General features: G+C 31.2%; 25 protein-coding genes and 1 riboswitch. Of the genes, 18 read left to right on the forward strand and 7 right to left on the reverse strand.

The window, feature by feature from the left end; all coding sequences use genetic code 11:
- Positions 1 to 15: 15 nt before the first annotated feature.
- Positions 16 to 1,329, reverse strand: a complete 1,314-nt coding sequence (locus tag ACZ5N4_RS11825; protein WP_464210151.1) for an aminotransferase class V-fold PLP-dependent enzyme — start codon at positions 1,327 to 1,329, stop codon at positions 16 to 18.
- 287 nt (positions 1,330 to 1,616) lie between these two features.
- A riboswitch (cyclic di-GMP riboswitch) is annotated at positions 1,617 to 1,700 on the forward strand.
- Positions 1,701 to 1,777: 77 nt separating this feature from the next.
- On the opposite strand from ACZ5N4_RS11825, the gene ACZ5N4_RS11830 reads away from it, so the two are divergent.
- Genes ACZ5N4_RS11830 through ACZ5N4_RS11840 form a run of 3 tightly spaced genes read left to right on the forward strand, consistent with a single transcriptional unit; the run spans position 1,778 to position 3,712 of the window.
- On the forward strand, positions 1,778 to 2,149 hold the full coding sequence (locus ACZ5N4_RS11830) for a response regulator (protein WP_464210153.1): 372 nt from the start codon (positions 1,778 to 1,780) through the stop codon (positions 2,147 to 2,149).
- The gene (locus tag ACZ5N4_RS11835; protein ID WP_464210155.1) at positions 2,146 to 2,781 is read left to right on the forward strand and encodes a chemotaxis protein CheC; all 636 of its coding nucleotides are present in this window, start codon (positions 2,146 to 2,148) and stop codon (positions 2,779 to 2,781) included. Before ACZ5N4_RS11830 ends, ACZ5N4_RS11835 begins: the two co-directional genes overlap by 4 nt.
- Positions 2,774 to 3,712, forward strand: coding sequence for a GGDEF domain-containing protein (locus tag ACZ5N4_RS11840; protein ID WP_464210157.1), 939 nt, complete (start codon positions 2,774 to 2,776; stop codon positions 3,710 to 3,712). The genes ACZ5N4_RS11835 and ACZ5N4_RS11840 overlap by 8 nt, the downstream gene beginning before the upstream one ends.
- 169 nt (positions 3,713 to 3,881) lie before the next feature.
- Here the strand turns inward: ACZ5N4_RS11840 and ACZ5N4_RS11845 are convergent, their stop codons facing one another.
- Genes ACZ5N4_RS11845 through ACZ5N4_RS11855 form a run of 3 tightly spaced genes read right to left on the reverse strand, consistent with a single transcriptional unit; the run spans position 3,882 to position 7,429 of the window.
- Entirely contained in the window at positions 3,882 to 4,988 is a 1,107-nt protein-coding gene (locus tag ACZ5N4_RS11845) for a DegT/DnrJ/EryC1/StrS family aminotransferase (protein WP_464210159.1), read from the reverse strand.
- A gap of 20 nt (positions 4,989 to 5,008) precedes the next feature.
- Positions 5,009 to 6,190, reverse strand: coding sequence for a DegT/DnrJ/EryC1/StrS family aminotransferase (locus ACZ5N4_RS11850; RefSeq protein ID WP_464210911.1), 1,182 nt, complete (start codon positions 6,188 to 6,190; stop codon positions 5,009 to 5,011).
- Positions 6,191 to 6,229: 39 nt separating this feature from the next.
- The gene (locus tag ACZ5N4_RS11855; protein ID WP_464210161.1) at positions 6,230 to 7,429 is read right to left on the reverse strand and encodes a MerR family transcriptional regulator; all 1,200 of its coding nucleotides are present in this window, start codon (positions 7,427 to 7,429) and stop codon (positions 6,230 to 6,232) included.
- A gap of 143 nt (positions 7,430 to 7,572) precedes the next feature.
- On the opposite strand from ACZ5N4_RS11855, the gene ACZ5N4_RS11860 reads away from it, so the two are divergent.
- The 8 genes from ACZ5N4_RS11860 (at position 7,573) to ACZ5N4_RS11895 (ending at position 12,301) form a co-directional block, all read left to right on the forward strand.
- Complete coding sequence (locus ACZ5N4_RS11860) at positions 7,573 to 7,707, forward strand: hypothetical protein (RefSeq protein WP_281395940.1); 135 nt, start codon at positions 7,573 to 7,575, stop codon at positions 7,705 to 7,707.
- Positions 7,708 to 7,841: 134 nt separating this feature from the next.
- Positions 7,842 to 8,666: a shikimate dehydrogenase gene (aroE, locus tag ACZ5N4_RS11865; protein WP_464210164.1), complete on the forward strand. Its 825-nt coding sequence runs from the start codon at positions 7,842 to 7,844 to the stop codon at positions 8,664 to 8,666.
- Positions 8,659 to 9,159, forward strand: a complete 501-nt coding sequence (locus ACZ5N4_RS11870; protein WP_464210166.1) for a shikimate kinase — start codon at positions 8,659 to 8,661, stop codon at positions 9,157 to 9,159. The genes aroE and ACZ5N4_RS11870 overlap by 8 nt, the downstream gene beginning before the upstream one ends.
- A gap of 14 nt (positions 9,160 to 9,173) precedes the next feature.
- A complete protein-coding gene (gene aroQ, locus ACZ5N4_RS11875) occupies positions 9,174 to 9,617 on the forward strand; it encodes a type II 3-dehydroquinate dehydratase (protein WP_464210168.1) in 444 nt (147 codons plus the stop codon).
- Between the two features lie 162 nt (positions 9,618 to 9,779).
- The gene (locus tag ACZ5N4_RS11880) at positions 9,780 to 10,352 is read left to right on the forward strand and encodes a nitroreductase family protein (protein WP_464210170.1); all 573 of its coding nucleotides are present in this window, start codon (positions 9,780 to 9,782) and stop codon (positions 10,350 to 10,352) included.
- Between the two features lie 40 nt (positions 10,353 to 10,392).
- The gene (locus ACZ5N4_RS11885; RefSeq protein ID WP_464210172.1) at positions 10,393 to 10,770 is read left to right on the forward strand and encodes a VOC family protein; all 378 of its coding nucleotides are present in this window, start codon (positions 10,393 to 10,395) and stop codon (positions 10,768 to 10,770) included.
- Between the two features lie 23 nt (positions 10,771 to 10,793).
- On the forward strand, positions 10,794 to 11,534 hold the full coding sequence (locus ACZ5N4_RS11890) for an MBL fold metallo-hydrolase (protein ID WP_464210174.1): 741 nt from the start codon (positions 10,794 to 10,796) through the stop codon (positions 11,532 to 11,534).
- Positions 11,535 to 11,608: 74 nt separating this feature from the next.
- Positions 11,609 to 12,301, forward strand: a complete 693-nt coding sequence (locus ACZ5N4_RS11895; RefSeq protein ID WP_464210176.1) for an SDR family oxidoreductase — start codon at positions 11,609 to 11,611, stop codon at positions 12,299 to 12,301.
- Positions 12,302 to 12,475: 174 nt separating this feature from the next.
- Here ACZ5N4_RS11895 and ACZ5N4_RS11900 read toward each other — a convergent pair whose 3' ends face one another.
- The gene (locus tag ACZ5N4_RS11900) at positions 12,476 to 13,030 is read right to left on the reverse strand and encodes a GNAT family N-acetyltransferase (RefSeq protein WP_464210178.1); all 555 of its coding nucleotides are present in this window, start codon (positions 13,028 to 13,030) and stop codon (positions 12,476 to 12,478) included.
- 495 nt (positions 13,031 to 13,525) lie between these two features.
- Between ACZ5N4_RS11900 and nirJ1 the strand changes: the two genes are divergently transcribed.
- The 4 genes from nirJ1 (at position 13,526) to ahbB (ending at position 16,763) form a co-directional block, all read left to right on the forward strand.
- Positions 13,526 to 14,689, forward strand: a complete 1,164-nt coding sequence (gene nirJ1, locus ACZ5N4_RS11905; protein ID WP_464210180.1) for a putative heme d1 biosynthesis radical SAM protein NirJ1 — start codon at positions 13,526 to 13,528, stop codon at positions 14,687 to 14,689.
- 52 nt (positions 14,690 to 14,741) lie between these two features.
- Positions 14,742 to 15,737, forward strand: a complete 996-nt coding sequence (gene nirJ2, locus ACZ5N4_RS11910) for a putative heme d1 biosynthesis radical SAM protein NirJ2 (protein WP_464210912.1) — start codon at positions 14,742 to 14,744, stop codon at positions 15,735 to 15,737.
- 87 nt (positions 15,738 to 15,824) lie between these two features.
- Positions 15,825 to 16,280, forward strand: coding sequence for a siroheme decarboxylase subunit alpha (gene ahbA, locus ACZ5N4_RS11915; protein WP_464210182.1), 456 nt, complete (start codon positions 15,825 to 15,827; stop codon positions 16,278 to 16,280).
- Between the two features lie 3 nt (positions 16,281 to 16,283).
- A complete protein-coding gene (ahbB, locus tag ACZ5N4_RS11920; protein ID WP_464210184.1) occupies positions 16,284 to 16,763 on the forward strand; it encodes a siroheme decarboxylase subunit beta in 480 nt (159 codons plus the stop codon).
- 158 nt (positions 16,764 to 16,921) lie between these two features.
- Here ahbB and ACZ5N4_RS11925 read toward each other — a convergent pair whose 3' ends face one another.
- Positions 16,922 to 17,593 (reverse strand): hypothetical protein, encoded by a 672-nt coding sequence (locus tag ACZ5N4_RS11925; protein ID WP_464210186.1) that lies wholly within the window; start codon positions 17,591 to 17,593, stop codon positions 16,922 to 16,924.
- 226 nt (positions 17,594 to 17,819) lie between these two features.
- Between ACZ5N4_RS11925 and ACZ5N4_RS11930 the strand changes: the two genes are divergently transcribed.
- Positions 17,820 to 18,827, forward strand: a complete 1,008-nt coding sequence (locus ACZ5N4_RS11930; protein ID WP_464210188.1) for an asparaginase — start codon at positions 17,820 to 17,822, stop codon at positions 18,825 to 18,827.
- Between the two features lie 113 nt (positions 18,828 to 18,940).
- On the opposite strand, the gene ACZ5N4_RS11935 is transcribed toward ACZ5N4_RS11930, so the two are convergent.
- Positions 18,941 to 22,405 (reverse strand): beta strand repeat-containing protein, encoded by a 3,465-nt coding sequence (locus tag ACZ5N4_RS11935; protein ID WP_464210190.1) that lies wholly within the window; start codon positions 22,403 to 22,405, stop codon positions 18,941 to 18,943.
- Between the two features lie 488 nt (positions 22,406 to 22,893).
- Here ACZ5N4_RS11935 and ndk point away from each other — a divergent pair, with 488 nt between their 5' ends.
- A complete protein-coding gene (gene ndk / locus ACZ5N4_RS11940; RefSeq protein WP_464210192.1) occupies positions 22,894 to 23,298 on the forward strand; it encodes a nucleoside-diphosphate kinase in 405 nt (134 codons plus the stop codon).
- 359 nt (positions 23,299 to 23,657) lie between these two features.
- A complete protein-coding gene (locus ACZ5N4_RS11945) occupies positions 23,658 to 24,656 on the forward strand; it encodes an NADH:flavin oxidoreductase (RefSeq protein ID WP_464210194.1) in 999 nt (332 codons plus the stop codon).
- Positions 24,657 to 24,715: the final 59 nt, after the last annotated feature.

Raw genomic sequence — 24,715 nt, forward strand, 5'->3', positions numbered from 1 at the left:
TTATATAAATTTTTATTATTGTAGATGAGATCTGTTTTTTATAATTTTCTTTATTGTCTTAACTAATACATCTACCTCAGAGTAGGTATTGTAAAAGCTGAAGCTAAGTCTAACCATTCCTGGACGTTTTGAATCTTTGTTTTTTTGATAATGCTCCATTTCGTCTAATGGAATTTTTAATAATCTTCTAATATATGGGTGTGCACAAAAACAGCCACTTCGCACTGCGATTCCTGATATTCTGGATAACTCCTTAGCTGTAACTTCATGATAGATACCCTCTATATTAAAAGGTAATATGGCAACTTTATCACAATCATCACTAGTATCACAGTAAATAGTAACCTCTGGTATTTCTCTCAGTTTACCTAAAGCATAGTTGTAAATGTTCAGTTCTTGTTTATCTATATCCTTCATACCTAGGTGTTTAAGTGTTTTAATAGAAGCGGTTAAAGCTATAACTCCCATGATATTTGGAGTTCCTGCCTCATTTTTATCAGGTGGATCTGCCCATGTTACAAAGTCATCTGTTACTATATCTATAGTACCTCCACCAACATGATCTGGTTCTGCCTGCGAAAAAAATTCCTTAGGCCCTATAAGAACGCCTGTACCAAAAGGAGCATACATTTTGTGAGCTGAAAATGCGAGAAAGTCTATGCATCTTTTCTTGTGTGAGGATTTCATGCGAACAGGATAATGAGGTACTAGTTGAGCTCCATCTACCAATATTTTTGCATTATAACTGTGACAGATGCTAGCTATTTTATATATTGGATTTTTATAGCCAGTAACGTTGGAAGCCCCTGTAACGCATACAAGCTTAACCTTTCCATTATATTCTTTAAGCTTACTTTCTAAATCATCTATTTTCAATTTTCCTAAATCATCTACGTCTATATAATCAACTTTAAATTTATTTCTCCAAGGTAAGTCATTAGAGTGATGCTCCATTCTTGTTGTTAGAATTACACAATCCTTATATATAGTTGAAACAGCAGAGGATAATTTATTTATAGCTTCAGTAGTGTTTTTTACATAAATAACTGTATTTTCACGATAATCGCAGTGAACAAAATCGCACACAATTTTTCTAGAATCCTCATAAATTTTAGATGAAAATATGGATTTGTAGCCTGTCCCCCTGTGAATTGATGAGTAGTACTTTGAAAAATCCATTATTTCATCTAAAACAGAATTAAGTGGAGGAGTAGTAGCTGCATTATCAAAATTTATAGCTATTATCGATTTCCCATTTTCGGTGGGAACTTTCTCATCTACACCAGCAACTATATTTCTATAATTAGATTTTGTTTTATCGTGAGACATGATAAATCACTCCTTATACTAATAATATGCAAAATTAATGCAGGGAGTGATTTTATTTATTACAAATATGAAATTATCTTAGATTTAAGTTATATTAAAGATAACTTATGAAATATAATAGAAATAGCATAAATAATTAAATGATTCAATGATGGAATTTACATCATTAAATATTAAATGTTGATTTTTTTGCTTTTATTTAGTAAAATTACATTGATTATTATGAATAGTTGTATTATTGTTTTTGTTTGTATTTATATAATAGTTCAGATATATTTAAAAGTTTTATAAAAGTTGGAAGCAATGAAAAATTCCTTTTATGTGGGCACCTTGGGAATTTTGAGCTAGTGGTGCACCCTGCCAACAATTAATTAATTAACATTAATTAATTGTTATTTTTTTTGAATTTATTATATAAAAGTTAAAACATAGAAGAGAGGAATTCATTATGTTAAAAATTTTGATTGTTGATGATTCTAATTTTTCTCAAAGAATAATGGCCAATTTAATAAAAAAGTATCTAGAAGATGTTGATATTCATTTTGCAAATGATGGACAAGAAGGAATAGAAGAATACAAAAAAATTAATCCGGATTATGCCTTTGTAGATTTATTGATGCCAAATATGAGTGGAAATGACATGATAGGGTTAATAAAAGAGTTTAAAGCTGATGCAAAAATAATTGTAGCTTCTGCGGACGTACAAAAAAGAGTTAGAGAAGAGATAGAAGGATTAGGTATAATGTCATTTATAAATAAACCTTTTAATGATGAAAAAGCAAAACTTATATGTGATATGATAAGGAATGATTTAAAATGAATGATACTGCACTAAGAAAAGATATGTTAAAAGAATTATTCAATATAAGTGTTGGTAAATCAGCTAGCATTCTTTCAGAAATAATTGATAAAAAAATATTGTTAAATGTACCTGATATAGAGATATTGGACATAAAAGATAACAAAATTCAATTGGATAAATATTTTAATGATATTATAGAAGGCGCTATTATGGTGTCCTCAATTTCCTTCAAAGAAAGATCAGCTGGAAGAGCCAGCCTGATTTTTCCTGCCGATAAAATGAGAAACTTTATAAACCTTTGTCTTCATGAGGAGAGCAAAGATGAATATTGTGATTTGAATTTTACAGATATAGACTTTGATATTATAAAAGAGGTAGGAAACATAGTTTTAAATTCTATTATTGGAGAAATTGGAAATTATATAAATATAAAGTTTAATTATATGATACCTGAAATAAAAGTGTTTAATAGTATGGATATCGAAGAATTCATAGAAAATGAAGAATATGCATATATTTTAATGCTATATGTAACCTTTAATATAGAGGATTCAAAGATTGAAGGAGCTATTGTAATTAATTTGACATTAAAGTTCTTAGACGAGATATTGAAAAAAATATATATGATGGAAGCTGATTTTAATGGATAAAATATTACGTGATACATTAGATTGTATAGACGAAGGAACTATAGTATTAAATGAAAAATATGAAATATTATATTGGAATAATTATATGGAATATTTGACTGGTATAAAATTGGAAAATGTACTTCAAAGGAACATATATAGCGTTTTACCAGGCTTAAATAAAAAATATTTTAAAGATTTAATACAAAATATAATGCAAAATGAATGTAAAATGTTTCTCTCGGCGGCTATGCACAAGGATTTGATCAGCATTGATAAAAAATTAAATTTAAAAATAAGTAAATTGAGAAGTGACGACAGGAATGTTATTCTTCTTGAGTTTATTGATGTAACCAATCAATTTCTTCATATTGAACAGTTAAGAAAATACGTTCATGATTTGTATCTATTAAATAAGGAATTAAAAGAAAAAGAAAAGATTATAAAAAATTTAGCTTATTATGATAAGTTAACAGGTGTTGCAAATAGAACATTATTTTATAAATATGCTGAGAAATTTTTAGATGGTGCCAAAAGAAACAACAAATTGTTAGGATTGATGTTTATAGATGTCAACAAATTTAAAAACATAAATGACACATATGGACATGAAGTAGGTGATAGAGTTCTTGTTAGAGTTGCTGATATATTAACGAAAGCTACAAGAAAAAATGACGTAGTTGCTAGATATGGTGGAGATGAATTTTTAATATTATTACCGGATATAAAAAGCTTTAATAATTATAAATCTATAGTTTCGAGAATTATTAATAATAAAAACAAAATCATAAATGATGAAAAACAAATAAATATATCATTAAGTATTGGAGTTAGCTTTTATCCGAAGAATGGAGATAGTATTGATGAATTAATAGTAAAAGCTGACAAGGCAATGTATGTTGCAAAAAATAAAGATGGGGAAGATAATTGCTTTTGTGATATAGGGCTATAAGGCCGAAAATTGACTTACATCCCGGGCTATATTTCCAAACTTCAGTTCATTAAAAACTTTTAGCTTTGGAAACATAGCCCTTTGTGTAAGTCAATTTTCTAGTTTTAAACCTTATAGTGTATAAAAAACAAGAATTAATTCTACTGTAAGTTTATATAAACTAAGAATATTATTTTCTATAGAATTTCTTTATAGTCTCACATACAAAATCTACTTCTTCCTCAGTTATTTCTGGGTAGATTGGAAGGGCTAGAATTTCCTCTGAAATTTTTTCTGATACAGGGAAATCACCTTTCTTATGTCCTAGATAGCTGAAGCATTTTTGCATATGAAGTGGTATTGGATAGTAAATGCTGTAACCTATTTCATTTTCTTTTAAGAAGTCAGCAAGTTCATCTCTTTTTTCTGCTAGTATATTAAATACATAGTATACTGGGCTTTGAGGTCCTTTAATCTTAGGGAATCTTACGTATTCACAGTCTGATAATTTATCCATATACCAGTTAGCAATAATTTCTCTCTTTTTAATAGCTTCGTCTATATACTTTAATTTAATTGAAAGTACAGCAGCTTGAATTGAATCAAGTCTGGAGTTATATCCTATATAGTCATAATGATATTTTTTAGAAGCTCCATGAACTCTGAACATTTTAGTCATTTGAGCTAGATTATCATCGTTAGTAACTATCATACCACCGTCACCATAACCGCCTAGGGTTTTTGTTGGGAAGAATGAGAATATACCCATATCACCAATAGTACCAGAGTGTTTGCCATTCCATCTCATACCAAAAGCTTCAGCAGCATCTTCTAAAACTCTTATATTGTGCTTAGAGGATATTTCCATTATTCTATCCATGTTATTCATTTGAGAGAAAAGGTGAATTGGTATAATTCCTGCTGTATTTGAAGTTATTTTTTCTTCTATTCTAGTTGTGTCTATTTCAAAAGTTTCTTCATCAATATCTACAAAAACAGGTTTTGCATTATGCTTTGCTATACAAGAAGTTGACGCCAAGAATGTAAATGGTGAAGTAATAACTTCTTTACCAGAAGTAAAGCCTAAAATGTGTGAAGCTATTACCAAAGCATCTGTACCAGAAGCTACACCAATTGCGTGTTTAGCTCCAGTATATTTTTTTATTTCCTCTTCAAAATTTGTAACAGTAGGTCCTAGTATAAAACTACCTTTCTCTATTACGTCAAATATTGCTTTATCAAATTCTGCTTTTTTTTCATTATATTCTCTTTGAGATGTATAAAAATTAACTTTCATATTTACGTACCTCACTTAATTTATTTTGCCATAACTTTTTCAACTGCTTTAATAAGTTCCTTAACTACATACTCAGCATCTTCTAATGTAAGAAGTGAGTATAGTGGCACAGAAATTTCATTAGCATATTGTGCATAAGCATTTGGATAATCTTCTATCTTATAGCCAAGGTTTTTATAAAGAGTGAACATTGGCAGCGGAATAAAGTGAACATTAGTAGCTATATCCATGTCAGCTAATGTTTTTATAACTTCAGCTCTCTGTTCTTCATTAAAGCCCTTAACACGTAAAGGATATAAGTGATAAGAAGTTACAGTTTCGCCTTCTCTTTCAAATGGAAGTATAGCCCAATCCTTTTCACCTAAATGTTTAGAGTAAACATCAAATATAGCTTTACGCTTTACAAGCATATCTTCATATCTTGTTAATTGCACTAAGCCAATAGCAGAAGCCATGTCTGTAAGATTGCACTTGTAACCATCTGTTACTATATCATATTGCCAAGCTCCAGCTTTCATCTTTGAAAGAGCATCCTTTGATTGACCGTGTAAGGAAGCTAATTTAAATTCTTTATATAAATCTTCTTTTCCTTTAAAGTTATTATCACCAAAGCTTATAGCTCCACCTTCAGCAGTAGTAAAGTTCTTTACTGCATGGAAGGAGAATATATGAAAGTCTGCTTGACCTCCCACTCTTTTTCCTTTATATTTTGCACCAAAAGCATGTGATGAATCAGATACAAAAATTATATCTTCACGATTTTTAGATTTTAGCATAGCACGTACTGCATCATAGTCTACAGGTATTCCAGAAAAATCAACAGTATAAATTGCTTTTGTTTTAGGAGTAATAGCATCTGCTATTTTCTCTATATCTATTATGAAACTATCTTTTTTAACATCTACAAATATTGGCTTGATACCTCTATGCAAGGAAACGCTTGCAGTAGCAGTATAAGTATAAGGAGTAGTTATAACTTCATCGCCCTCTTTTATATCAAAAACTTTTAATATAAGCTCTAAGCCTGCAGTAGCACTATTTAATGCAACAGCTTTGTTAGTTTCTAGATATTCTGCTAATTTTGTTTCAAATTCAGCAGTTTTAGGTCCGGAAGTAATCCAGCCTGATCTTAAAACCTCAACAACTGCATCAATTTCTGCTTGAGTTATATCTGGTGGTGAAAATGGTATTTTTTTATTCATTATAATCAATCCTTTCATTTTTACGTTATTAAACTTTTATTATTTTCTTCCTTGAAAAAAACCTGTGTCTTTAGTAATATATATTCCTCCAGTTTCTTTAATTTCTTTTTGCAAAAAATCTATAAGCTGCTGGAGTTTTTCATCAGTAAATATTTCTTTTGTGTTTCCAGGCATAGAAAATATGTAATCAATAAGAGGAATTGGATGGGTAACTACTAAACTATCAGTGTATCTATTTAGTTTTACCTCTTTAAACCATTTTGAAACCTGGCTCAAGCCATTTTCTAGCTGAAAACTTTCAGTAGAGTCCCAACTTTTTGTAGTTATGCTTTCAGAATTAAATCTTGAGAGAATTTCTCTCATTTCCTTCATGTGATTTTTACCAACAGTGGAAGCGTAAAAATATCCATTTGGTTTTAAAACTCTATGTATTTCAGAAAATGCCTTTTCTCTGTCTGTTACATGATACAGCATATGATTTGCTATTACTACATCAAAACTACAGCTTTTAAAGGGAATATTTTGTGCATCTACAATTTGAAATTTAAATCTTTGGGATTTAACACCTAAATTTTTTTTTGCATCTTTAAGCATTCCATTGGAAAAGTCCGTTAATGTAATATTCCAGCTGGAAGGAATATAATTAAAATTTTTCTCCCAAAGGCTGCCATCACCACAGCCCAGTTCTAGTATATGTGCATTTTCAGGAACTTGCATTTGATCAAAAAACCAGTTCATCCAACCTTGCTTATTAGTACTGAAAAGCTCATGAATTCTTATTCTTGCTTTTAGATTTGAAGCATTTTCGTATTGTTCAGACCACTTTTTATCTATGTTTATTATATTAATTATATTTATAAATTTATCCCAATTTAATACATTGCTCTTATCCAGCATATGGACGGTTTCATCTATTGATTTTATTACCATTTGTATATGCTGTATTTTTTCTTCCATTATGGACTTTTGTATTTCTAAAGATTTTTTAAAGTCTTGATCATTTATATCCTGCTTCATTATATTAGAAATATCATCTAGAGAAAGACCTATGAACTTTAATGTTAAAATTTTTTGTAGTCTTCCAAAGTCCTGTTTGCTGTATAACCTATGACCTAGATCATTGTGACAGTTAGGTTTTAATAAACCTATTTTGTCATAATATCTTAAAGTTCTTAAAGTAACTCCAGCTTTTTTGGCAAATTCACCTGTAGTGAATAAAGTATTCTCCTTTTCGGACATTTTACCACCTCTACTTAGACTATTTTAACACATGACGTAAGGTAAGGTGCAAGTATTTTTTTGCAAGAACAGATAAATTTACTATAGTTTTAATCACAATTTTATTTATAGTATATAAACTAAAAGTATAAGGGGTGAATTACATGGGTCGTAGGAAAGGATGCAGACACTGTATATATAGATATTTTGACTGCTGTAGGTATTGCAATATTTTAGGATTAGAGCCTAACTCTGATTTGATACTTGTAATAATTATATTAAAACATATGAGAAGATAAAGATAACGTAGGGTTTCCCTGTGAAACTCTACGTTATTTTTATATTTTAGAGTTTTTTCTTTATTATGTAGTAAAATTTTTGTAATATATTATTATGAGGATAGAAGAAATGTAAGGTGAGGTGCAAAAAGGTAATGAGTAATTTTTACGGGCTTATAGGAGAGAAATTAGGCCACAGTTTTTCTCCGCAAATTCATAACATGATTTTTGAAAGCATAGATCCAAAAGCAGTCTATAATCTATTTGAAATTAAAAAAGAAAATTTAGAAAAAGCAGTAGAAGGACTTAAGGCTCTTGAAGCTAGAGGAGTAACTGTTACCATACCATATAAAGTGGAGATAACTAAGTATCTTAATGAGATATCTCCTGAGGCTGAAAGAATAGGAGCTGTAAATACAGTAGATTTTAAAAATGGAAAGTTAATTGGATATAACACAGATTATTATGGCTTTGGTGAAACATTAAAAAAAGCAGCAATAGATATTACAAATAAAAGTGCAGTAATATTAGGTACTGGAGGTGCATCTAAGGCGGTAGTTCAATATTTAATAGATAATAATATTGGGGAACTTATATATGTAAGTAGAGAGCCTCAAAGGGCCAATAATTCAGGAGATTTTAAAGTTATATCCTACGAGCAATTACATGAGTTGAAAAATAAGGATTTAATCATAAATTGTACCCCATGCGGTATGTATCCCAATGTAGAAAACAGTCCGGTAAGCAAAGAGGTTTTAAGAGAATTTTCAGTAGCTGTAGATATAATATACAATCCTCTAGAAACAAAATTTTTATCTGATGCAAGAGAGTTAAACTTAAAAACAATAAACGGACTATATATGTTAGTTGCTCAAGCAGCTGCTGCTCAGGAAATTTGGCATGGAATAGAGATAAGTGATAATGTTGTAAATAAAATACACAAAAAACTACAGCTTATGATAGGTGAAAATAATGAATAAATTAAATAAGAATATTATTTTGATAGGTATGCCTGGTTGTGGGAAAACAACAATAGGCAAGGTTTTATCTAATAGACTTAATGTTGAATTTATTGATATGGATTGGTATATAGAAAAACAATCTGGAAAAACAATTACTCAAATTTTTGAAAAAGGCGAAGAGTATTTTAGACAATTAGAAAATGAAGCTGCCAGAGAATTAGGGGAGAAAAAGCAAGTTATAATATCTACAGGAGGAGGAGTAATAAAAAACCTAGAGAATATAAAATTGTTAAAGAAAAACGGAATAGTAGTTTTTATAGACAGACCTGTAGAAGATATTAAAAAAAACATAGAAACTCCTAAAAGACCTCTTTTAAAACAAGGAGCAGATAAAATTTACGATTTATTTAAAGAAAGATATAATATATATAAAGAGTGCTGTGATTTTCAAATTATAAATGATAGTAATATTGATGAAGTTATAGAAAAAATAGTTAAAGCATTAAACTAAAAGGAGAAAGTACAATGAAGATATTGGTTATCAATGGGCCTAACTTAAACTTTCTTGGTATAAGAGAAAAAGGTATATATGGTGACAAAAACTATGGAGACCTCTGCAATCTGCTAAAAGAAAAGTCTAAGGAATTAAAATTTGAACTAGATATAGTACAAAGTAATATTGAAGGGGAAATAATAAATTATATACAAAGGGCATATAATGAAAAATATGATGGTATAGTGATTAATCCAGGAGCATATACCCACTACAGTATAGCTATTTATGATGCTTTAAAATCTGTAAATATTCCTTCTGTTGAGGTGCATTTAAGCAATATACATACAAGAGAAGAATTTAGACATAAATCTGTTACAGCCGCTGCTTGCGTTGGGCAAATTTGTGGATTTGGATTTTTGGGATATGTCATGGCATTTCAAGCATTAATTGATTGCCTTGAAAATAGTAAATAAGGCAATTATAGTAACCTACAGGGAACCTAAGTACAAAAAAGTGCTTTCTTGAATAGAATTTTTATATAAAACTATAATGGTTATATAGAATATATTTGATAATAATAATTTTGTACTATTAGTTGTGGTTTTAACTAAGGTACTGTAAGGGGTGTGTAAAAATTGATTAGAGAACTAGTTTTGAAAAACAGAACTTATAGAAGGTTTTATCAAGAACATAATATAAGTATGGAGAGCTTAAGAGAATTAATAGATCTTGCTAGACTATCTTCATCTGGGACAAATATGCAGCCATTAAAATATATTTTATCTAATGATATTGTAAAGAATGAAAAAATATTCAAGCATCTTAGATGGGCTGGGTACCTAAAAGATTGGAATGGTCCGGAAGAAGGAGAAAAGCCTAGTGCATATGTAATAGTGCTTAAAGATTTGAATATAAGCAAAAATTGTTGGTGGGACCACGGTATAGCTGCACAGAGCATCCTCTTAGGAGCTGTTGAAAAAGGATTAGGTGGCTGCATGTTTGGCAGCATTGATAGAGCAGGATTGGCAAAAGATCTTAATATTAGCGACAATTATGAAATTCTTATGGTAATTGCACTCGGCAAACCAAAGGAAGATGTGGTATTAGAAGAGCTAGAGCCATCAGTAGATATTAAGTATTGGAGAGATGAAAAAGCCGTTCACCACGTACCAAAAAGAAAATTAAAAGATATCATTTTAGATATTTAATAAAACTGACTAAATTTAATAATAATAAGAGGTGTTAAAAATGAAATTTAAATTTGAACACAATAATATCAATGTATTAGATCTTGAAAAGAGTGTAGACTTCTATAAAGAGGCATTAGGCTTTGAGGAGGTTAGAAGATATCATGCCCCAGATGGAAGCTTTACTTTAGTATTTTTAAAAGATGCAGGCAGCAGTCATACATTAGAGCTTACATATCTTACAGATAGAAAAGAGCCATATAACTTAGGAGATAACGAAATACATATGGCTGTAACAACAGATGACTTCGATAAAGCATATGAGCACCATAAAAATATGGGATGTATATGCTACGAAAATAAGGGAATGGGACTTTACTTTATAGCAGATCCAGACGGATATTGGACAGAAATTTTACCAAATAAAAATGTAGTATAAATGATCTTGAGGTGAAGTTAAATTTGGATAAAGCAAAAATACACTATTTATATCATGATGGATTTATAATAGAAACAAAATCTAATGTTTTAATTTTTGATTACTTTAATGATGATAGTGAAAAAAGAACTTTGCAGCATGGTGTGGTTTGCAGAGAAGCACTACAAACAGAAAAAAACGTCATGGTGTTTGTTTCTCACTCGCATTTTGATCACTTTAACCCAATTATATTTTCATGGAAAGAAATAAATCCTAGCATAAAATACATTTTAAGTACTGATATAGAAAAAAATGATGATTTTCCTGAAGTTATCTATATATCAGAAGGTGGAAATATAGAGGTTGATGACATAGAGATAAAGGCATATGGATCTACAGATATAGGAATATCCTTCTTAGTAAAGGTAGATGGAATTTCCATATTCCATGCCGGAGATCTAAATTGGTGGCATTGGAAAGAAGATAGTGATGAAGAAAATTCAGCTATGGAAAAAGCCTTTAAGAAAGAAGTAGAAAAGTTATCTAATGAAAATATGGACATATCATTTTTTCCTGTAGATCATAGGTTAGAAGAATACTACTACCTTGGAGGCGAATACTTAATCGAAAAGGTAAAACCAAAACTTTTTATACCAATGCACTTTGGGGATAAACCGGAAATAACAAAAAGCTTTAAAGAAAGGATGACTAACTGTTCCTCAGATATTATAGAGATACATGAGAGAGGGCAGGAGATATTGCTTGAAGTAGGTGAAGAGTTCTAAGTCTATAGACTTAGAACTTAACTTATGAGTTAAGAACCTATAATTCTTAAAATCTATAAGAAAGGATGATGAATATGAGCAAAAATATTGTGGTTATAACAGGCGCTGGCAGTGGATTAGGCGCTGCACTAGCCAAAAAATATTCCAATTTAGATTATCACGTATGTTTACTCGGTCGGACTAAATCAAAGCTTGAGCAAATGGCGAAAACTTTAACTCATAGTTATTCTATTTATGAGGTAGATGTTACTTCCAAACAAATGGTAACCCAAATAATTCAATCTATACAAGATGATTTAGGATCAATCCATTTACTTATTAATAATGCTGGTGTTGGATTTTTTGATTATGCAGAGAACTTGAGCGAAGATTCAATCCATCAAATGATTGATATTAATTTAAAAGGAACAATTTTTTGCACTCAAGAAGTGTTAAAAGGGATGAGAAAACGTAATGAAGGAACAATTGTAAATATTGTTTCTACAGCTGGTAAAGAAGGAAAAATAACAGAATCCGTTTATTGTGCAAGTAAATTTGGTGTAAGGGGATTTACAGAGAGTCTAGCCCTAGAATTGAAAAAAACTTCTATTAATGTATTTGCTGTATACATGGGCGGTATGAAAACCGAGTTTTGGGATGGTGTATTTTCAGAGGAACAAACTAAGAAATTAATGGACCCTAATGATATCGCGGATATTATTATGGATAATATTAAACCACGGAAATATTCAACTGTAACGGAAGTTGTTATTAAAAATCAACAATAGTTGAAGTTGAAATATTTATTAACAGGTTATCCATAGATTATATAAATAATGGATATATCATAAATGTATAATATATCCATTATCTTGTTTTTTCAGTATTTTTTAAAATTAGGTATTGATAAAAACTGTAATTGGTAGATTTTATTTTAGGAGTTGAAGTCAGAGATAGCTATCTTATGAATTCATACTTTCCCATTCGCTGCGAAGAATTCCATAAAGGTACATGTCATATCTTTTACCATCTCTATGAATGAACTCTCTATAAACACCTTCTCTTTTAAAACCTAAGCTTTCATAAAGTTTTATAGCTGGGTCATTATAGGATAAAACATTAAGCTGAATTCTATGTAAATTCAATTCTTGGAATCCAAATTCCATAGTCAGCGCTAAGGATTCTTTACCGAAACCTCTTCCCCTAAAGGTATCATCTCCTATGCCTATATAAATAATAGCAACTCCATTATTCCATAGTATATTTTCAAAACCAGTAACGCCTATAAATTTATTCTCTTCCACTGTTCTTACTGCAAATATATATCTATCATTAGAATTTCTTATATCCTGAAGCATTTCTAAAAGTTGTGGTTGTGATTTAGGAAATGCTGCAATCATATCATAATGTCTTAAAAATTTCACATCATTGTACCAATTCTCAAAGGTATTTAAGTCTTCTTCCTTTAAGGAAGTCAGTCTTAGATTAGGTCCGTTTAGTAAATCACTATTTAACATCTCTTCACCTCTTGATTTAATATATAGATAAATTAGCTGGAAAGTTGACTTATACAGAGGGATATGTTTCCAAAGCTGAATGTACATTTTAAAAACTTTGTGTCAGTCTTAGCGGAGAATTTGAGAAAACCTTAGATTATTCGATTGTCTGAGCATAGCGAGTTTATCGAAGATTCTTAGGTTTTCTCAAATTTGAGCTTTAGACTGACTAAAAGTTTTTAACGTATTGAAGCTTGGAAACATAGACCAGAGTATAAGTCAACTTTCGGTCCTTTCTATCTATATATAACTTAAGTTTCACTTTATTCCAGTTTATTATAACTCATAATTTACCATTTATCCAATGGTAATAGTATATTTTAAATACTTCTTTTGTTTTTTAGTATTTAAGTGTAAAATTACTAATAAAATGTATAATGTAGAAAGTATTCGCACAGAAAGGAGATTATATTGAAGATAGTTTAGTTTAATAAATTATCTCAATAAAAATTAAATATGATTAGTGTTACAAAACTGTTATGTGATTCTGAAAATTTTGGAGACAAACTTCGTTATACTAAAGGTGCTTCAGATGAAAAATATGGAGTAAGTGCAGGCAGAGGCCCAGTAGTTGTATGGAATTGCACAAAGGCCTGCAACTTAAAGTGTTTACATTGCTATGCAGATTCAGATTGCAATAAACATGATGGAGAATTAAGTACTGAGGAAGCTAAGTATTTTATTGAAGACTTAGGTGATTTTAAAGTACCAGTTATACTTTTTTCTGGTGGGGAGCCATTAATACGAAGTGATATCTTTGAGTTAATAGAACATTCAAATAAAAACAATATAAGAAGTACCATTTCTACAAATGGCACATTACTTGATAAAGATGTTTGTAAAAAATTAAAAAGTTTGAATGTAGGATATGTTGGAGTTAGTTTAGATGGAATTGGATCGAGGCATGATGATTTTAGAAGAACTAAAGGGAGCTTTGATAAGGCTTTAAGTGGAATAAGAAACTGCTTGGAAATAGGTCAAAAGGTAGGACTTAGATTTACTATAAATCGCCATAATTATGACCAACTTGAGGATATTTTTAGGCTTATTAAAGAAGAAAAAATACCGAGAGTGTGTTTTTATCACCTTGTCTATTCTGGAAGAGGAAGCGAAATGGTAAAGGATGATATAACAAAAGAAGAAACAAGAGCTGCTATGGATTTAATAATTGAAAAAACAATTGAGCTTGGAAAAGGATATGAAATTTTAACTGTAGATAATCATGCGGATGCAGTATATATATATTTACAATCACAAAGAAAGTATCCTGAATTAGCATCCAAGGTCTTGAATTTAATCAGTATGAATGGAGGTAATAGATCAGGTATGGCCTTTGGCAATATAGATTATAGGGGTGATGTTCATCCAGATCAATTTACATGGCAGCATACTTTCGGTAACATAAGAGATAGTAAATTCAGCGACATATGGAAAAATAACTCACATCCTATAATTGAAGGATTAAGGAATAGGAAAGCTTTATTAAAAGGTAGATGCAGCAACTGTAAATGGTTATCAATATGTAATGGAAATTTCAGAGCAAGAGCAGAAGCTGTAAGTGGAGACTTTTGGGAGTCGGATCCCGCTTGTTACTTAAGTGATAAAGAGACAGGGGTATAATTGACAAGAAATATTTTACTTCATTTTAAGGTGATTAGGGGGAATGAACAAAATGATAATGTCTTGGAATATTACAAATAAATGCAATATGTACTGTGAGCATTGTTATAGAGATGCAGGAGAAAAAAATAATGGTGAACTTACCACAGAAGAAGGAAAAGCGCTCATAAGAGAGATTTCTAAAGCAGGCTTTAAAATAATGATTTTTTCTGGTGGAGAACCGTTGATTAGAGAAGATATATTTGAACTTATAGCCTATGCCAATGAATTAAATTTAAGACCGGTTATAGGCACAAATGGTACGCTTATCACTAAAGAAGTAGCATCAAAGTTAAAAGAATGTGGATTAAAAGCTGTAGGAATAAGTCTAGATAGCTTAAATGGAAACAAGCATGATAAATTTAGAAGATATAAAAACGCATGGAGAGATGCACTGTATGGGATGAAAAACTGCAGAGATATAGGATTACCTTTTCAAATTCATACTACAGTTATGGATTGGAATAAAAATGAGGTTACAAATATAATAGATTTTACTGCTGCTATGGGAGGAGTTGCTCATTATCCATTTTTTTTAGTTCCTACTGGCAGAGGTAAAGATATTGCAGATGAATCACTTGGTAAAGAGGAGTATGAAGAGCTATTAAAAATCATTATGTCTAAACAGAAAGAAGTTAATATAGAAATAAAACCTACTTGTGCACCTCAATTCGTTAGAATAGCAAAAGAACTAGGTGTAGAAACACGATTCAGCAAAGGGTGTCTGGCAGGAACAAGTTATTGTATCATAAGCCCTAAAGGAGATGTACAGCCTTGTGCTTATTTAAATAAAGTTGCAGGTAATGTAAGAGAAGTTCCTTTTAGCGACATTTGGAAAAATAGTGAGATTTTTAATGAGCTTAGAACGCTTAATTATGGCGGCAGCTGTGGAAACTGCAAATATAAAAATTCCTGCGGAGGATGCAGGGCAAGAGCTGCTTACTATAGTGATGGCAACTATATGGCTGGAGACTCTATATGTAAATACTCTAATAACGAGGATAATTAATATAGAGGTAAAAATCCGAAAGGTAACTTTCTAGATTATAGCCCTATAGCAACTCATTACAATGTAAAAATTCAATAGAGGTGTTACATGGATAATATAGATAAGAAGCTGCTTAATTTAGTTCAGAATGGTCTGCCTGTAGAGTCAAGACCATTTCTAACTATAGGTAAAAAACTTGGAATTACAGAAGAAGAGGTTATAAGTAGATTAGAAAAGTTAAAAAGAGAAGCTTTCATAAGAAGAATAGGAGGCATTTTTGATTCGAAAAAATTAGGATATGTGAGTACCTTATGTGCAATTAGTGTTCCAGAAGAAAGAATTGGAGATGTGTCAGAAATAATTAATGAATATGAAGAAGTGACACATAATTATATCAGAAATCACCATTATAATATGTGGTTTACAATAATAGCGCAGTCAAAAGAAAAAGTAGATGAAGTTATACGAGATATAAAATCTAAAGCAGAAATTAATAGAATAATTAATTTGCCTTCGGTTAAACTCTTTAAAATTAGAGCTACTTTTCATATCAATGGGGGGTAAAAGATGTTTAATTCAATAGAAAAGACTATTATTAGTAAGCTTTCTGGAGACATTCCTTTAGTAAAGGAACCGTATAAAAAAATAGCAGAAGAAGTGGGTATTACAGAAGAAGAGGTATTAGATAAAGTTAAAGAGCTTCAAAATAGAGGAGCTCTTAGAAGAGTTGGAGGGATATTACATCATAGGCAGGCAGGATTTAAGTATAATGCAATGGTGGTATGGGTAATACCTGAAAATAGAATTGAAGAAGCTGCTAAGACAATATGTTTATTTAAAGAAGTAACCCATTGCTATCAGCGGCCAACTTTTGATGGGTGGCCTTATAATCTTTTTACAATGGTACATGGAGAAACCACTGATTATTGTGAAAATGTTATTAAACAAATATCAAAGAGTATAAAAATCCAAGATTATAAGGTTTTATATAGTTTAAAAGAATTAAAAAAAAGTAGCAAAAGGTATTTTGATTTATCCGAAGTGTAAATTTCTAACATTAACTTAAAACATAGCAAAAGTTAAACTTGTCAATTATAAAAATAATATAGGGAAACCAGAAAGCTAACTTATAGGTCGAGATATGTTTACGTAACAAAGGATTGTAAATATATCCGGTCGATAAGTTAGCTTTCGGCCTTTGAGTCCTATGAATATGAAATATTCTTTTGATAGTTAGTAATTATCATAAGATTATCAAAATATAAATAGTTAAATAAATGTGGAGAATCCCTCAAAGATATAGTTAGGCCTAAATTAGAGTCTATTGATGAAGTATTAACTCTAGAGACAGTCAGGTCGTATAAAAAATCTCTAAAGAGAAGTTTTTCTGCTGAACCGTTATGCAGTATTGTACTGTTTATAGAAGAATAGCTTAAAAGGGCATCAAAGCTTGCAATCACATTATAAACAATACTAGTACCATTATAAAGAGTAATTTTAACATTACCTATAACTTCTTTTGATGAGATATCATAAATTTTAGATATCTGATATTTGGTTAGGTTCGGGAAAGTATTATTTAAAAATAAATCATTGGCGTACATATAATTAAACAATATCTTATGAGAATTACTAGAAATAAAGCAGAAAAGATAGTCATTATACATAATCAATTCTTCATTAAATCTATAATCAGTTTCTTGTATTATTATTTTTTCAGAATTTCTATAAGCTTCTGCACAGAGTCTATTAAATTCAATATTCTTCTCCTTTATATTTTCGCTATGGGGCCAATAATTATGAAAGGCATTGTTAGTACTAGAGAATGTTATCTGTTTTCCATTAAAATTTATAGAATATATTAGAAACACCTCCAAATAACTTTTGACAATTTATCATCAAAAATTAATAATATCTATACATTAATATATAAAACAGACCTTAAATATTCTAAAATAGGAAATGTTTATAAATTACAGAGTTTTTAATTTTATAGGAGAATATACCAAACTACTTAATATTATAATTATATAAACAGAATTCTTGGCTTCAGGTGGAGTTTGGCTGTAATTAAGAGAATGTGTACCCAAAAGGAGGGTTAGTATGTCGGAAGTCCTTGTAAACGTTACCAGAGGGCCTTTGGTTGAAAGTATTCATAGAGGTGATATAGCTGTGGTTGACAGTAAAGGGCAACTGTTGTATCACGTTGGGGATCCCTACAAAGTTAGTTTTATGCGTTCAGCAGCTAAGCCTATTCAAACATTAAATGTAATTTTAAGTGGAGCGGCAGATAGGTTTAATTTTACAGAGGAAGAGCTTGCCATAATGTGCGCATCACATTATGGAGAGGATTTTCATAGAAAAGTAGTAGAAGGAATATTAAATAAGATAGGACTTTCAGTTGATAATTTATTATGCGGAGCCACATTGTCTTTGAGTCCTAAATATACAGAAGAACTTATATGGAATCATACTAAGCTGCAGCCTACACATACGGATTGTTCTGGAAAACATTCAGGAATGCTTGCAGTATGTATTCATAAAAGATACAGCATTAATAATTATAATATAGAAAATCACCCAATTCAAAGAGAGCTAAAGAGTATTACCGCAAAAATTTGTGGAATAAATAAAGATGAAATTTACTTAGGAATAGATGGGTGTACTGTACCAGTATACGGTATGCCCTTATATAATATGGCATTGGGTTTTGCAAAGTTAGCAAATGCAAATTCTTTATCAAAAGAATATAAGGATGCTTGTAACAGTGTGTTTGAAGCCATGAATAAAGCTCCAGAAATGATTTCTGGTACAAATGGCTTCTGTACTGAACTTATAAAAAATACTAAGGGTAAACTTATAGGGAAGCTAGGAGCTGAAGCAGTATACTGTATTGGTATAAAAGATAGAGACCTGGGAATAGCAATAAAAATAGAGGACGGCAATTATAGGGCGGTGTGGCCAACGGTTATAAAATGTATAGAGGACTTAGGAGTCTTAGATAAAAATGAAAGTATATTACTACAAAAATATAGGGTTGGTAAAAACTTGAACAATATAGGAGAAGAGATAGGAGAAATTAGAGCTGTATTTGACTTAGTAAAAAATTAAATAGCTAATATGCGCTAAGTAATAGATAAAAACCTTGTCTAGTTGAGCAAAGCTTATACTAAACAAGGTTTTTGTAGTTTTTAAATAAGTAATATTAAAGTGAACTTAAACTTCTAATTTTCAGCAATATAATCAATTTTAGTTCTACTGCTTTCAATCTTACCAAGACTTGTAACTGTGATGTACACACTTCCAGCACTTGTACTAAGTTGAGATATAGTAATAGTTGTTTGTGTATCATTAGATGAAACTACTGCTGTGCCAATTAGGTTTCCACCAGTAGCTGCATCATAAACTTTTATTACATCATTTGATGATAGATTATTTACTGTTATTACATCAGATGTACCAACTGCATTATTCACTATACTAACGTTTCCTGGATAAAGAGCAGCTGATGTTTGCTCTGCTATATAATCAGCTTTTGTTCTTTTACTTTCACTCTTTCCGAAATTTGTAACGGAAACATACACACTTCCTGAAGCGGTAGTTAACTGTGAAATTGTAACAGTAACTTCATTACTGTTAGCTGGAACAACAGCATAACCTAATAAATTACCACCTTGTGCAGCATCATAAACTTTAACAACATCATTAGCTGCTAGGCTTTTAACTGTCACTGTATCTGAGATTACAGCATTGTTTGTAATAAATATATTTCCTATAACAGGTGCTGATGACTCTGCAAGGTAATCTGCTTTAACCCTATTACTTTCTGTTTTTCCAGATCTTATTACGGAAATATATACGCTTCCAGCATTAGTTCCAAGCTGTGATATAGTAACGATAGCTTGAGAATTACCACTGGATACTGTTGCAGTTCCAAGTAAACTTCCGCCTACTTCAGAGCTATAAACTTTAACTACATCGTTAGCAGCTACGCCTGTAACAGTAATAACGTCAGATGTTCCAGAATTATTTTCTATATTTATATCACCAGCAGATAAATCATTAGATTGAGATTCAGCATTATATTGTACTGCAGTTCTGCTGCTTTCTGTCTTTCCTGTACTTGTTAAAGATACATAGATAGTTCCAGAACTAACACCAAGCTGTGTTATAGCCACGATTGCTTCCATACTATCTCCAGATACTGTGGCAGAACCTAATAAATTACCGCCTTGTGCACTATCGTATACTTTTACTACGTCATTTGATTGAAGACCTGCAAGCTTTACAGTATCTTTTATACCTGCATTATTTTCAACAATTATATTTGCGGCATTAGGTGCGCTGCTTACAAGCTTTGCAGAATATGCTGCTTGAACTCTATCGCTTTCTAGCTTTCCTTTACTAGTAATAGAAATAAACACATTACCTGCTTCAGAACCAAGTTGTGTAACAGATATTGTTGCTTCTGTATCATATGTTCCTACGGTTCCAGAGCCAAGTAAGGTACCACCTTGAGCAGAGTCATATACCTTTACTACATCACTCCCGATAACTCCAGCGACTGTTACTGTGCTAGCCATTCCTGCGTTATTTATAATAGATATTTTATTAGCTTCTGGTGATTTAGATTTAGACTCTGCAGAAAATCCTACTTGAGTCCTGCCGCTTTCACCTTTATTAGTACTAGTTACAGAAATATATACACTTCCTGCATCATTTCCAAGCTGTGAAATTGAGACTGTCGCTTCTGTTTGATAATTGTCCACAGTTGTAGAGCCAAGTACAGTACCGCCTTGAGCGGAATCATAGACTTTTACTACATCATTGGAAGAAAGTCCAGTTATTTGTACAGTGTCATTCATTCCAGCATTATTAGTAACGATTATGTTTTCTGCTTTAGGATCACTGGATTTTGCTTCGGCTAAATAATCAATTTTTATTCTGTCGCATTCAGCTTTATTTAAACTGGTTCGAGAGACATAAACACTACCAGCTATTGTCCCAAGCTGTGCAATAGATATTGTTGCATTTGTTTCACCTGAGGCTACTGTAGCAGATCCAAGCAGATTTCCGCCTTTAGCTAAATCATATACTTTTATAACATCATTCTGAGAAAGATTATTTACACTAACAGTATCTGCACTTCCTGATCTATTAGTAATAGATACATTATTTGTATCTAATGAATCAGACTTAGACTCAGAAGAATAATCAACTTGTACTCTACTACTTTCAAGCTTACCTTTACCAGTTATAGAAACATAAACACTTCCAGCTGCAGATCCAAGTTGAGGCACTGATATAGTTACATCTGTAGCACTATCAGATACTGTTGCAGATGCAAGTAAATTACCTCCATTAGCACTATCATATATCTTTACTAAGTCACCAGCGGTTAACGGAGATACATATATAGTATCTGCTTTTCCTGCATTATTGTTAACTACTATATTCTCAGGATCTACTGAATTAGACTGAGATTCTGCAGAATAAATTACTTTTTTTCTAGAACTTTCAAGCATTCCTGGAGTAATAATAGAAATGTAGACACTTCCCGTTGCAGTTCCAAGTTGTCCTATACGAACTGTTGCGCTGGAATCTGATGTTGCCACTGCTGATCCAAGCAATTTTCCACCAGTGGAAGCATTATACACATTTACTTTATCTCCTTGGGTAAGACCAGTAACGTATACTGTATCAGGCTTACCGGAATTATTAGTAATTGTTACATTATCTGCTTGTATTATATCGGATTGACCTTCTGCAGAAAAACCTACTTCAGTTCTAGCGCTTTCTAATAATCCTGGGCTTTTTACAGAAACATAAATATTGCCAGCAGCAGTTCCAAGTTGTGATATAGTTAATTTTGCTTCAGTTCTTTGTGAACCTACTGTTGAAGAAGATAATAATTTTCCACCAGTAGCTGCATTATATACATTAACTTTATCACCAGCAGCAAGACTGGACACATATATAGTATCTGACTTTCCTGAATTATTTGTAATATTTATATTATTTGAGGATGGAGCTTCAGACTGAAATTCCCCTGGAAAATCAATTTTTACTCTATCGCTTTCATGCATTCCTTGTGTTGTAACTGCAGCATATACACTTCCAGCGTTTATCCCTAGTTGAGAAATAGACATAGTTGCATCTGTTTTATTAGAACCTATTGTTGAAGCGCACAGTAATTTTCCACCAGTAGCTGCAGTATATATCCTTACAACATCACGAGGAGCAAGGCCAGAAACATATATGGTATCTGATTTCCCCGAATTATTTGTAATTTTTATATTATCCGCTAGCGGCACCTCAGATTGACCTTCTGCAGAATAACCAATTGCTGATCTGCTACTTTCTGTCATTCCAGCTGAAGTAACTGTTATATAAACACTTCCCTCAGAACTTCCAAGCTGTGAAATAGGGATTGTTATATCTGTCTTTTGATTAGATACAGTTTTTTTAGCTAGTACTTTTCCACCACTCGAAGCATTATATACGGTTACAATATCACCACCAATTACACCAGTAACATATATAGTGTCTGCTTTTCCTACATTATTTGTTATAATTACTTCGCTAGAACTTGGTGCAACTGAAACTCCCGCTGCCTGAACTATAGTCCCTTGAACCGTAGTATAGGATAACAGTAACAGGCATAAAATTCCTGAAAAACATTTCTTCATTGCTAAATTTCCCCCTATGTATACAAGTAGTTACTGACTTTAGTTTTATTTTTTAATGTTTCTATACTAAAGTATATAACTTTTTGTTTTTATAAAAATAAACATACAAAGATATCCGAAAAATTAAATCATAACACTCCCTTCAATTGTATATTTAGATACTTTATTGAATGTTTATTCTTATCATGAATTAAATGTGACAAATAATCACAAACTTGAACAAAGCTTGTCTTTTATCAGACAACTATCAATTACTATACTCGAAATTGTATTTCCACTCTTGATAACTTATTCATTATTTTACAAAACCTTTACAATTACGACTACCATATTGTGGAATATTATTAGATATAGTTGTAATTTGTCGAATTAATTATATTGAAATAATTAGTAAATTTGATGTAACATGTTTTGCAATAGGAATAATAGTTGGGTGTTTTGGGAATATATTACTAAAAACGTCTGTCAATGATAGAAAGGATGATATAATGGAAAAAACATTGGTGCTTATTAAACCAGATGCTATGGCGAGAAAATTAATGGGTGAAATAATCTCTATTTATGAGAAAAAAGGACTACACATATCAGCTTTAAAGATAATAAAGCCATCCATAGAAATTGCAGAAAGTCATTATATTGAACATAAAGATAAAGCATTCTTTAAAGAACTTGTTAACTTTATTACAAGAGGTGAAGTATGTGCTTTAATTATAGAAGCAGACAATGCTATTGAGTTGGTGAGGAAAATAAATGGAGCAACCAATCCATTAGATGCGGATATGGGCAGCATAAGAGGTCAATTTGCAGTATCAAAATCCGAAAATGCTGTTCATTCTTCTGATTGCGCAGAAAATGCTGAACGTGAGATGAAAATATGGTTTCCAGAAATATAATCAGTTTAATTGTAATTTTAAATTTTTATAGAATTCCTTGTTAGGTTCCATTGGAGTTATCTTAATGGCAATAGTAGTAAAGCCAAAGAATACACAGAAAGATGCACTTTTGCTTATGTTAGATATGAGGATTTAAAGAAAATACTTAGTTTCTAGTAAAGAGTTAAATCAGTACTTTACCATCAAGTATAGATTTAATTCTTTATTGATTTTATATGTATCTTTTCTGTAACTATGTATATAGAAAGTGCATTCTTGTTTTTAGTTAATATAAATGTTAGTGTTTAAATGTTAACATATATAATATTAAATAGTATAAAATGATAAAAAGAAGAGTTTAATAAAAGGAGGATATGCTTATGTCATATTTGCTTAAACCATTACAAGTGGGGACGTTAAGATTAGATAATCGCTTGGTTATGCCACCTATGGCTACTGCAAAGGCCGAATCTGATGGAAAAGTGAGTCAAGATATTCTTGATTATTATAAGGAAAAATCTGAAGGAGGAAATATATCCTTAATTATAATTGAACACAGTTTTATTACTCCAGAAGGGAAAGCAAGCAAAAATCAGCTTTCTGTTTCTGATGATAATATGATTGAAGGTTTACGAAAGTTAGCTGATATTATTCATCAAAATGGTTCAAAAGCTATTATGCAGCTCAACCATGCTGGAAGTGCAGCAGAAAAAGAAGTTATAGGAACAATGCCAGTTGGCCCTTCAGCAGTTATAAATCCACGTAAAGGAAATATACCACGTGAACTTACAAATAAAGAAATTGATGATATTATTCAGGCCTTCCATGATGCAGCTCGCCGTACAAAGGAAGCTGGATTTGATGGAGTGGAAATACATTCTGCCCATGGATATCTGCTTAATCAATTCTTCTCTCCGTTAACTAACAAGAGACAAGATGAGTATGGTGGAAGCATTCATAACCGTATTCGTATTCATCTTAAAGTTATTGAAGCAGTGCGCAAAGCTGTAGGTGATGATTTCCCTATTCTTTTGAGGTTAGGAGCTTCCGATTATATGGAGGATGGAAGCACTATAGAAGATAGTCAAATTGCAGCTAAAGAATTTGAAAAAGCTGGAATAGATATTTTGGATATTTCTGGTGGTTTTTGTGGATATGTTATACCAGGTTGTAGTGAGCAGGGATATTTTGCACAACTTTCAGAGTCTGCTAAGAAAGTTATCTCAATTCCTGTAATTCTAACTGGCGGAATAACGGAAGCAAAAGCTGCTGAACAGCTGTTAGCTGATCGGAAGGCAGATCTTATTGGTGTAGGAAGAGCTATTTTTAAAGATTCTACTTGGGCACAGAGAGCTGTAAAAAGTCTTCTTACAATATAATTTAACACACAAAAAGAAAATTGATCATAAATGGTTTATTAGAAAAAGTCATCTAACTA

The sequence above is a fragment of the Clostridium nitrophenolicum genome (assembly GCF_055391695.1).

Bases quoted from the DNA above. Each gene is read 5' to 3' on its own strand.
- ACZ5N4_RS11825 (WP_464210151.1), bottom strand. From the start codon at position 1,329: ATGTCTCACGATAAAACAAAATCTAATTATAGAAATATAGTTGCTGGT.
- ACZ5N4_RS11830 (WP_464210153.1), top strand. From the start codon at position 1,778: ATGTTAAAAATTTTGATTGTTGATGATTCTAATTTTTCTCAAAGAATA.
- ACZ5N4_RS11835 (WP_464210155.1), top strand. From the start codon at position 2,146: ATGAATGATACTGCACTAAGAAAAGATATGTTAAAAGAATTATTCAAT.
- ACZ5N4_RS11840 (WP_464210157.1), top strand. From the start codon at position 2,774: ATGGATAAAATATTACGTGATACATTAGATTGTATAGACGAAGGAACT.
- ACZ5N4_RS11845 (WP_464210159.1), bottom strand. From the start codon at position 4,988: ATGAAAGTTAATTTTTATACATCTCAAAGAGAATATAATGAAAAAAAA.
- ACZ5N4_RS11850 (WP_464210911.1), bottom strand. From the start codon at position 6,190: ATGAATAAAAAAATACCATTTTCACCACCAGATATAACTCAAGCAGAA.
- ACZ5N4_RS11855 (WP_464210161.1), bottom strand. From the start codon at position 7,429: ATGTCCGAAAAGGAGAATACTTTATTCACTACAGGTGAATTTGCCAAA.
- ACZ5N4_RS11860 (WP_281395940.1), top strand. From the start codon at position 7,573: ATGGGTCGTAGGAAAGGATGCAGACACTGTATATATAGATATTTTGAC.
- aroE (WP_464210164.1), top strand. From the start codon at position 7,842: ATGAGTAATTTTTACGGGCTTATAGGAGAGAAATTAGGCCACAGTTTT.
- ACZ5N4_RS11870 (WP_464210166.1), top strand. From the start codon at position 8,659: ATGAATAAATTAAATAAGAATATTATTTTGATAGGTATGCCTGGTTGT.
- aroQ (WP_464210168.1), top strand. From the start codon at position 9,174: ATGAAGATATTGGTTATCAATGGGCCTAACTTAAACTTTCTTGGTATA.
- ACZ5N4_RS11885 (WP_464210172.1), top strand. From the start codon at position 10,393: ATGAAATTTAAATTTGAACACAATAATATCAATGTATTAGATCTTGAA.
- ACZ5N4_RS11895 (WP_464210176.1), top strand. From the start codon at position 11,609: ATGAGCAAAAATATTGTGGTTATAACAGGCGCTGGCAGTGGATTAGGC.
- ACZ5N4_RS11900 (WP_464210178.1), bottom strand. From the start codon at position 13,030: ATGTTAAATAGTGATTTACTAAACGGACCTAATCTAAGACTGACTTCC.
- nirJ1 (WP_464210180.1), top strand. From the start codon at position 13,526: ATGATTAGTGTTACAAAACTGTTATGTGATTCTGAAAATTTTGGAGAC.
- nirJ2 (WP_464210912.1), top strand. From the start codon at position 14,742: ATGATAATGTCTTGGAATATTACAAATAAATGCAATATGTACTGTGAG.
- ahbA (WP_464210182.1), top strand. From the start codon at position 15,825: ATGGATAATATAGATAAGAAGCTGCTTAATTTAGTTCAGAATGGTCTG.
- ahbB (WP_464210184.1), top strand. From the start codon at position 16,284: ATGTTTAATTCAATAGAAAAGACTATTATTAGTAAGCTTTCTGGAGAC.
- ACZ5N4_RS11930 (WP_464210188.1), top strand. From the start codon at position 17,820: ATGTCGGAAGTCCTTGTAAACGTTACCAGAGGGCCTTTGGTTGAAAGT.
- ACZ5N4_RS11935 (WP_464210190.1), bottom strand. From the start codon at position 22,405: ATGAAGAAATGTTTTTCAGGAATTTTATGCCTGTTACTGTTATCCTAT.
- ndk (WP_464210192.1), top strand. From the start codon at position 22,894: ATGGAAAAAACATTGGTGCTTATTAAACCAGATGCTATGGCGAGAAAA.
- ACZ5N4_RS11945 (WP_464210194.1), top strand. From the start codon at position 23,658: ATGTCATATTTGCTTAAACCATTACAAGTGGGGACGTTAAGATTAGAT.